This window comes from Pseudoalteromonas sp. 5Ae-yellow, assembly GCF_014077565.1.
Lineage (GTDB): Bacteria > Pseudomonadota > Gammaproteobacteria > Enterobacterales > Alteromonadaceae > Pseudoalteromonas.
The window spans coordinates 1-6,829 of the sequence record NZ_JACGWD010000119.1; the positions used below are offsets into that span (position 1 = coordinate 1).

Below are 6,829 nucleotides of genomic sequence, written 5' to 3' on the forward strand. Positions count from 1 at the left end.
TTTAACTTATTAATAAAAATGTTAGCATTCATTTGAAGCTCTTTTCTTGATTCTGTGGTTTGTGTGGTAATAACCATTTGATCATGAATTGAGCTTCAACTCAATTTCTTAAGATCTTACCTATGACATTACCGTAAGCACCTGTCATCCCAGCTATTTGCCCAGTTAAACGACGCTTAATTAGCGGTACTACGGCAAATACAGCGCCTTCACCTGCTTGCACAAAGAACGAACATGCCATAGCCGCAACAACTGCAAGCCATAAAGGCCAAGATGCATCAACCAAACCCATTACAAAATAACCAACAGCAAGACCTGTCGTAAGTACAATAAGTGTTATACGACGACCTAATTTATCTGAAATCCAACCGCCACCTGGGCGAGATGCTAAATTCATAAATGCATAAGCTGAGGCTAAAATACCCGCGTACACCATATCAAGCGCAAACACATCCATAAAAAATAGCGGTAACATAGATACAACCGCAAGCTCAGAACCAAAAGTTGTAAAATATAAAATATTTAAAACAGCCACTTGCTTAAACTCATAACGATGCGACTCAGGTACAGGCTCTTTAAAAATATGACCATTTACGTCAAAGGTTTTATACACTTCGTAAATATAAAGCAGAACTAAAAAAGCATACACGGCAAGTACAAAGTTAGCCGAAATTAGGTTAGCACCGGTTGGTGAAAGCTTCCAAGTAAGTAATGCTAGTGCACCATACATAGGGATTTTCATAATAAGAAGTAATACAAAGTCGCCTTTACTGGTTACTTCCATTGCGCCTACTTTTTTAGGCTTAAAGTATGTACCGCCTTTTGGTGTATCGGTTACATTTAAGTACCAAATATAACGCTTAATACACCCGTTAAACCTACAGCGTAACGCCAACCATCTTCGCCACCAAACATAAGTGCAATAATTGGCAATAACATAGCCGCTGCTGCTGAACCAAAGTTACCCCAGCCGCCATAAATACCTTCTGCAATGCCCAGCTCGTTAGCAGGAAACCATTCACTCACCATACGAATGCCCACAACAAAGCCAGCACCAATAAAGCCTAGCGCAAAACGCGCTATAGCGGCTTGTTCAAATGTGGTTACCATAGCAAACATAAAACACGGAATACTACAGGTAATAAGTAGCGCGGCATAAACAATCCGGGGACCAAATTTATCGGTCAGCATACCCACCACAACACGGGCAGGAATAGTTAACGCTACATTTAAAATTAGTAATGTTTTAAATTGTGCCATGGTAATACCAAGCGAGCCCGCAATTGCACCTAATAAAGGAGCATCGTTAAACCATACAAAAAATGACACAAAAAAGACCATCCAACTTAGATGTAATACTTTCATTTTTCCTTTAAAGGATATTAAGTTAAATCCAGAACTCGGTTGCATGTTTATTTCCTCGTAAACGTATTATTGTTTTATAAATGCCCCACTCTTTTATATGAGTAGTAGCTCAAATTTTGTTAAATTTTAGTTAACCAAACACAGCAATTACTGAGCCACCAATTAAAAGCCATATATTTCAGCTAGTTATATGTATTTATTATTTTAATGCGTTATAGTTGCACTATATGAGTGAGGGGGTAAGGGCTGTTACAGTGCAAATAAAAAGCGTTACTACTTGCTCTAGGATTTAACAAATTGGTATTGTTCAAAAAAAGTATGAGATATTTAAAAATGCAAAAAGCACCGTTAACGTACCAACAGCAACTACGCTATTCTCGGCATATTATGCTGCCGCAGCTTGATATAAACGGACAAGAGAAACTATGGCAATCGCATGCTTTAATTGTTGGTGTGGGTGGGCTTGGATGTGCGGTAAGTCAATATTTAGCGGCATCTGGCGTTGGCACGCTTGCCTTAATTGATAACGATGAAATAGACGTGACCAACCTGCAAAGGCAAATACTGTATAAAGAAAGTGATATTGGTAGCTCAAAATGCAGTGCTGCAAAAAAACAGCTTAACGCACTTAATAGTGAAATAGATATAAACACCATTGAGGCATTTTTTGATGTAAATACCTCTACAGAACAGCTATTTAATAACATTGATATAGTGATTGATTGCTCAGATAACCTAGCAACGCGTAATGCACTTAATAGCGCCTGTTTTAAAGCTAAAGTTCCGCTAGTGTCAGGCTCTGCAATACGTATGGAAGGACAAGTCGCGTGTTTTACTATGGATGAAAACAGTCATTGTTATGGTTGTTTATCGCAATTTTTTAGTGAACAAACACAAAGCTGCTCTGAATCTGGTGTGCTTTCTCCTATTGTGGGGTTAATAGGCAGTATTCAGGCAACTGAAGCGCTAAAAATGCTTGCTGGTTTACCCAGCGGCTTAAGCGAACACTTATTGCTGGTAGATGGTTTAAGCATGGAATTTAATCGTTTTAAAATTGCTAAAAATAGTCAATGTGCGGTGTGCAGTATTTAGTTATTCTAGATTACTGATTGTTGTATAAAGCACATCGCCCACTTTAAAGTCGTTTTTGTCCCACACTCGTCTTGAAGCCAAGCAATACAAAGTTTGCCCGTCAACATTAAGCGTTAACTGCCACTTATTATTAATAAGCTCAGCTTGAGTTAATACCGACCTTAAAACATTACTGTGCGTTATTTGCTCAGGCTTTAACGCACTAAGCGACATTTGCTCACTTTCTATAATTAGCTTATTACTACTATCGACAAGTGCAGGAAGCACAAAAAGCGGTTGCTCACTTTGCTGTAATTGCAGTTGATATAGCCCGTAGTCTTTATCAAATTTAACCACATCGTAATTAATTAAGCTCAGCGGTGTTTGCCTGTCGTTTGCGTAAATAGCCTTTGCAACGTGCGCACTTGCACCTTGGTTTATCACCTTACCTTTATCAAGCTGAATAAGGGTATCGCAGCAAAATAGCAGCTCTTTTAATGAGTGACTTACTATTATAAATTTAATATTAAACTTAACGGCTAACTCATTGAGTTTATTGAGCGTTTTAAAACGCAATGACCAATCAAGCGCACTAAAAGGCTCATCAAGCATTATAAATTTTTGACCGGCAAGCAAAGTGCGCGCAAATACTACACGCTGGCGCTCGCCACCCGATAAGCTTTGTACATCACGATTTAGTAAATCTTGTAATTCAAGTGTTTTAACAACGTATTGAAGCGTTAAGCTGGTTTGCTTATTTTCGCAGTGTTTTTGTGTAAACGCTAAATTACCTGCCACATCTAAATGAGGAAACAACGGGCACGATTGCAACTGAAGCGTTATACCGCGTTTATCACTTGGCAACTCATGCACTGGCTGATTATTAATATGAACACTTTTTGCAGGCTCTAAACCACTAATACAACGCAGTAATGTTGACTTACCGGAGCCTGAAGGACCGTAAACACCCAATACATTAAACGACTCAAGCTCAAGGTTTATATCTAAATCAAAATTATTGAGTGCTTTAAAAAGGCTTAACTTAATCATGTTATTGCTTAACCCCTACAATGCTTTTATTAAACTTAAATAACAGCACTAAACAGGCAAACGAAATAGCCAGTAAAATAAGTGAAAGCTGATGCGCCGCCGTATAATTTAACGATTCAACATGGTCATAAAGCGCAATAGACACCACCTGTGTTTGCCCCTGAATATTACCGCCAATCATTAATACCAAACCAAATTCACCCAATGTATGCGCAAAACCTAAAGCAAACGCGCTACCAATACTGGGTTTTAAAAGCGGGATAATTAAATGCACAAAGCGTTTAAACGGGCTCAACCCAAGCGCAATGGCAGCTTCGTTATAGGTTTGATTAATATGTTTAAACCCAGCCACAAGCGGCTGCATTACAAAAGGCAGCGAATAAAAAAGCGAGCCGATAACCACGCCCTGAAAACTAAACGCAAGCTGCGTACCCGTTAGCCAAAACCAAAACTGTCCAAAAGCGTGATCAGGCGAAAACAAAACAAGTAAGTAAAACCCTAATAATGTAGGCGGTAGCACTAAAGGCATTGCAATTAATGCCTCTAAAAATGGTTTAAATTTACCGTTATAGCCAGCGAGCTTGTATGCCAGCGGAATACAAAAAATAAGAAGGAGTACTGCGGTTATAAAGGCAAGTTTTATAGTTAACCACAGCGCGGTTAAATCACTTTGAAGCATTGTTATCCTTTATTCTGTAACCTAATTCAATTAACTGCTGCTGCGTAGCCTGCGTCATTAAAAATTGCATAAGTTGCTTAGCGCTAGCATGCTTTTTAGTCGAGCTAATAATAACGCCTTGTTGAATTATATCGGGATATTGATTGGTAGGCAGCACGGTGTAATCTAAATATTTTTGATCTTGCGTGTTACTGTAAGCCGCCTTTAGTGATGAAACAGCCACCAGCCCTACTCCTACATTACCACTTTGCACAAACTGAAACGCATGCGTAATATTATTCCCGTACACATAATTTATTGGTTTTTTAAAATGGTTATTCGCGTAGTGCTCTGAGGCACGTCCGTATGGTGAAAAACGCGGATTAGCAATGGCTACTTTATCATTTACTTTTTCAGCTTTGGGTTGCCACAAAGCAAGTTCGCCTAACGCGTAAGTGATCAAACTACTTTGCTCGGCATAACCTTCTTTAATAAGCGATTGCGGGCGAAAATCGTCGGCCGATAAAAACACATCAAATGGCGCGCCATGCACTATTTGCGAATATAAAACACCGCTAGAAGCGGCTGATATTTTCACGTCAACATTAGGTAATGGGGATTTTTTTAGTAGGGTTTCCAATACAGTTTTAAAATTACTCGCTACGGCTACATGCAGCGTTTCTTTTGCGTTTACGCTGCACGAAAGCATGCATATCACACACAAAAAATAACCCAACCATGTATTGTAAAGCTTTGACATTATAAGTATTGTTTCAAAATAAAATGATTTAAGTAAGCAATATATATGAACGATGTTTGCAATGCACCCGGTTTATTACCAATTGAAACTGCAATACAAAATATACTTGGCACAATAACGCCTGTTAAAGACGTTGAAACCATTTCTATAATGCAAAGTGTTGATCGCGTTTTAGCAAGCGATGTTAAGTCAACTATAAACGTACCCGCTCATAACAACTCAGCAATGGATGGCTATGCGCTGTGTATTTCAGATAAAAGCTTAACCTACACACAAGTAGGCAGCGTGTTTGCAGGTCAAGTTTTTGAAGGAACACTTACCCCAGGGCAATGCGTAAGAATAATGACCGGCGCCGCCATTGCACCAGGCGCTAACGGCGTTGTAATGCAAGAAAACGCCTCGGTAGATGGCGATAAAATTACGTTTATTGCGCAACCAGAGCTAAATGAAAACGTACGTTTTGCTGGTGAAGATATTGCAATAGACGATGTTATTTTAAAAGCAGGCGATAAATTAAAAGCCGTTGATGTGGGGTTACTTGCATCTTTAGGAATTGCCAATATAGACGTGGTAAGAACCCTAAAAATAGCCGTGCTTTCTACAGGCGATGAGCTAATAGAACCTGGTCAGCCTCTTAAGCAAGGCGCTATTTTTGAAAGCAACCGCGCTGTTATTATTAGTGCGCTGCAACAAAAAAATATCGACGTGATCGATTTAGGAATAATCCCTGATGACAAAGACCTCATCACCAATGCATTTTTAAAAGCGAACGAACTTGCCGATGCCGTAATAAGCTCAGGCGGCGTATCGGTTGGAGAAGCCGACTTTACTAAAGAAGTGCTCAACGAAATTGGCGAAATTCACTTTTGGAAAATAGCCATGAAACCAGGCAAACCTTTTGCCTTTGGTAAACTAAGTAACAGTTACTTTTTTGGCTTGCCAGGTAACCCTGTGTCGGCTGCTGTTACGTTTAATCAGTTAGTAGAGCCTGCACTGCAAAAGCTGTCGGGTCTTGGTGAAGTAAATCCTAAAATGCGATTTAACGCGGTTACTACATCCGTTATTAAAAAGCGCCCTGGCAGAGCTGACTTTCAACGCGGTACAGCAACAATTAACGAGCAAGGTGACTTAGTGGTTGCCCCGTTTAATAAACAGGGCTCGGGTGTACTTTCGTCGCTTAGTAAAGCTAACAGCTTAATTGTAGTGCCTGCGCAAAGCGGCAATATCGAAAAAGGCGCAACAGTAAGTATTGAGTTGCTATAAAGTATTGAGGTGTTATAAAGCCTAACATGCTACAGCTAACTGTATAATTTAGCTGTAGCGCTACTCCAATTTAAAATATTTTTATGTTTAGAGTTTGGATTAAACAGTTTAACTTTTCGCTACGTCCTACAAACTCTTCTTTGCTCAACCTATTAACACACTTCAGCGCATTTTTAGTCGCAAAGTATCTATCATAACTTAGGCTTCTTTCGCATTTAACACTATACGTTGAGGGCCAAGAGCCACCGGCACCCGTTGCTATGCCAACAACGTTACATGTAGCATCTATATACTGCTCCCATGCTTTTATTTGCGCTTTAACTGCATCTACTTGGTAATCATCAGTTAGTTGCGGGTAAATTTCATCCATCATTTTACTGATTTTAGTTTTGTATCTATTGCCCTCTAAATTATAAGTATTGCCCGTGTGCATTGCACCGCCTTCTGGCCAATCATCAGTACTTTGTGCAAATGCGCCAAATGATGAAATAGCAAAAGCAAACCCAATAATAATTTTATTCATTTTAAATCCCTTTAATACCAATCTGCTTATATATGGGGTCTATTTAACGTTAAGAAAATTACGCTAGAACTAGGCAAAAATTTTTGTATCTAGTTGTTCTAAATAAAAAATTTTTAACGACGTTATAGTGCAATTTAAT

Annotated in this window: 6 protein-coding genes and 1 pseudogene; 2 read left to right on the top strand and 5 right to left on the bottom strand. The window is 39.1% G+C overall.

Going from position 1 to position 6,829, the window contains the following annotated elements; translation table 11 throughout:
- Positions 1–124 precede the first annotated feature (124 nt).
- Positions 125–1,410, bottom strand: a pseudogene (locus H4J63_RS19265) (MFS transporter); the annotation flags it as partial.
- Between the two features lie 288 nt (positions 1,411–1,698).
- Between H4J63_RS19265 and moeB the strand changes: the two are divergent.
- Positions 1,699–2,457, top strand: coding sequence for a molybdopterin-synthase adenylyltransferase MoeB (moeB, locus tag H4J63_RS19270; RefSeq protein ID WP_182198035.1), 759 nt, complete (start codon positions 1,699–1,701; stop codon positions 2,455–2,457).
- Here the strand turns inward: moeB and H4J63_RS19275 are convergent, their stop codons facing one another.
- Genes H4J63_RS19275 through modA form a run of 3 tightly spaced genes read right to left on the bottom strand, consistent with a single transcriptional unit; the run spans position 2,458 to position 4,853 of the window.
- On the bottom strand, positions 2,458–3,486 hold the full coding sequence (locus H4J63_RS19275; RefSeq protein ID WP_182198037.1) for an ATP-binding cassette domain-containing protein: 1,029 nt from the start codon (positions 3,484–3,486) through the stop codon (positions 2,458–2,460). It abuts the gene before it with no gap.
- Between the two features lies 1 nt (position 3,487).
- Entirely contained in the window at positions 3,488–4,165 is a 678-nt protein-coding gene (gene modB / locus H4J63_RS19280) for a molybdate ABC transporter permease subunit (protein ID WP_007375247.1), read from the bottom strand.
- Complete coding sequence (gene modA, locus H4J63_RS19285; protein ID WP_024606456.1) at positions 4,152–4,853, bottom strand: molybdate ABC transporter substrate-binding protein; 702 nt, start codon at positions 4,851–4,853, stop codon at positions 4,152–4,154. Before modA ends, modB begins: the two co-directional genes overlap by 14 nt.
- Before the next feature lie 96 nt (positions 4,854–4,949).
- On the opposite strand from modA, the gene glp reads away from it, so the two are divergent.
- On the top strand, positions 4,950–6,167 hold the full coding sequence (glp, locus tag H4J63_RS19290; RefSeq protein WP_182198041.1) for a gephyrin-like molybdotransferase Glp: 1,218 nt from the start codon (positions 4,950–4,952) through the stop codon (positions 6,165–6,167).
- 70 nt (positions 6,168–6,237) lie between these two features.
- Here glp and H4J63_RS19295 read toward each other — a convergent pair whose 3' ends face one another.
- On the bottom strand, positions 6,238–6,690 hold the full coding sequence (locus H4J63_RS19295; RefSeq protein ID WP_024599117.1) for a hypothetical protein: 453 nt from the start codon (positions 6,688–6,690) through the stop codon (positions 6,238–6,240).
- Between the last annotated feature and the right edge of the window lie 139 nt (positions 6,691–6,829).

Coding starts and splice junctions, on each gene's coding strand:
- moeB (WP_182198035.1), top strand. CDS start 1,699: ATGCAAAAAGCACCGTTAACGTACCAACAGCAACTACGCTATTCTCGG.
- H4J63_RS19275 (WP_182198037.1), bottom strand. CDS start 3,486: ATGATTAAGTTAAGCCTTTTTAAAGCACTCAATAATTTTGATTTAGAT.
- modB (WP_007375247.1), bottom strand. CDS start 4,165: ATGCTTCAAAGTGATTTAACCGCGCTGTGGTTAACTATAAAACTTGCC.
- modA (WP_024606456.1), bottom strand. CDS start 4,853: ATGCTTTCGTGCAGCGTAAACGCAAAAGAAACGCTGCATGTAGCCGTA.
- glp (WP_182198041.1), top strand. CDS start 4,950: ATGAACGATGTTTGCAATGCACCCGGTTTATTACCAATTGAAACTGCA.
- H4J63_RS19295 (WP_024599117.1), bottom strand. CDS start 6,690: ATGAATAAAATTATTATTGGGTTTGCTTTTGCTATTTCATCATTTGGC.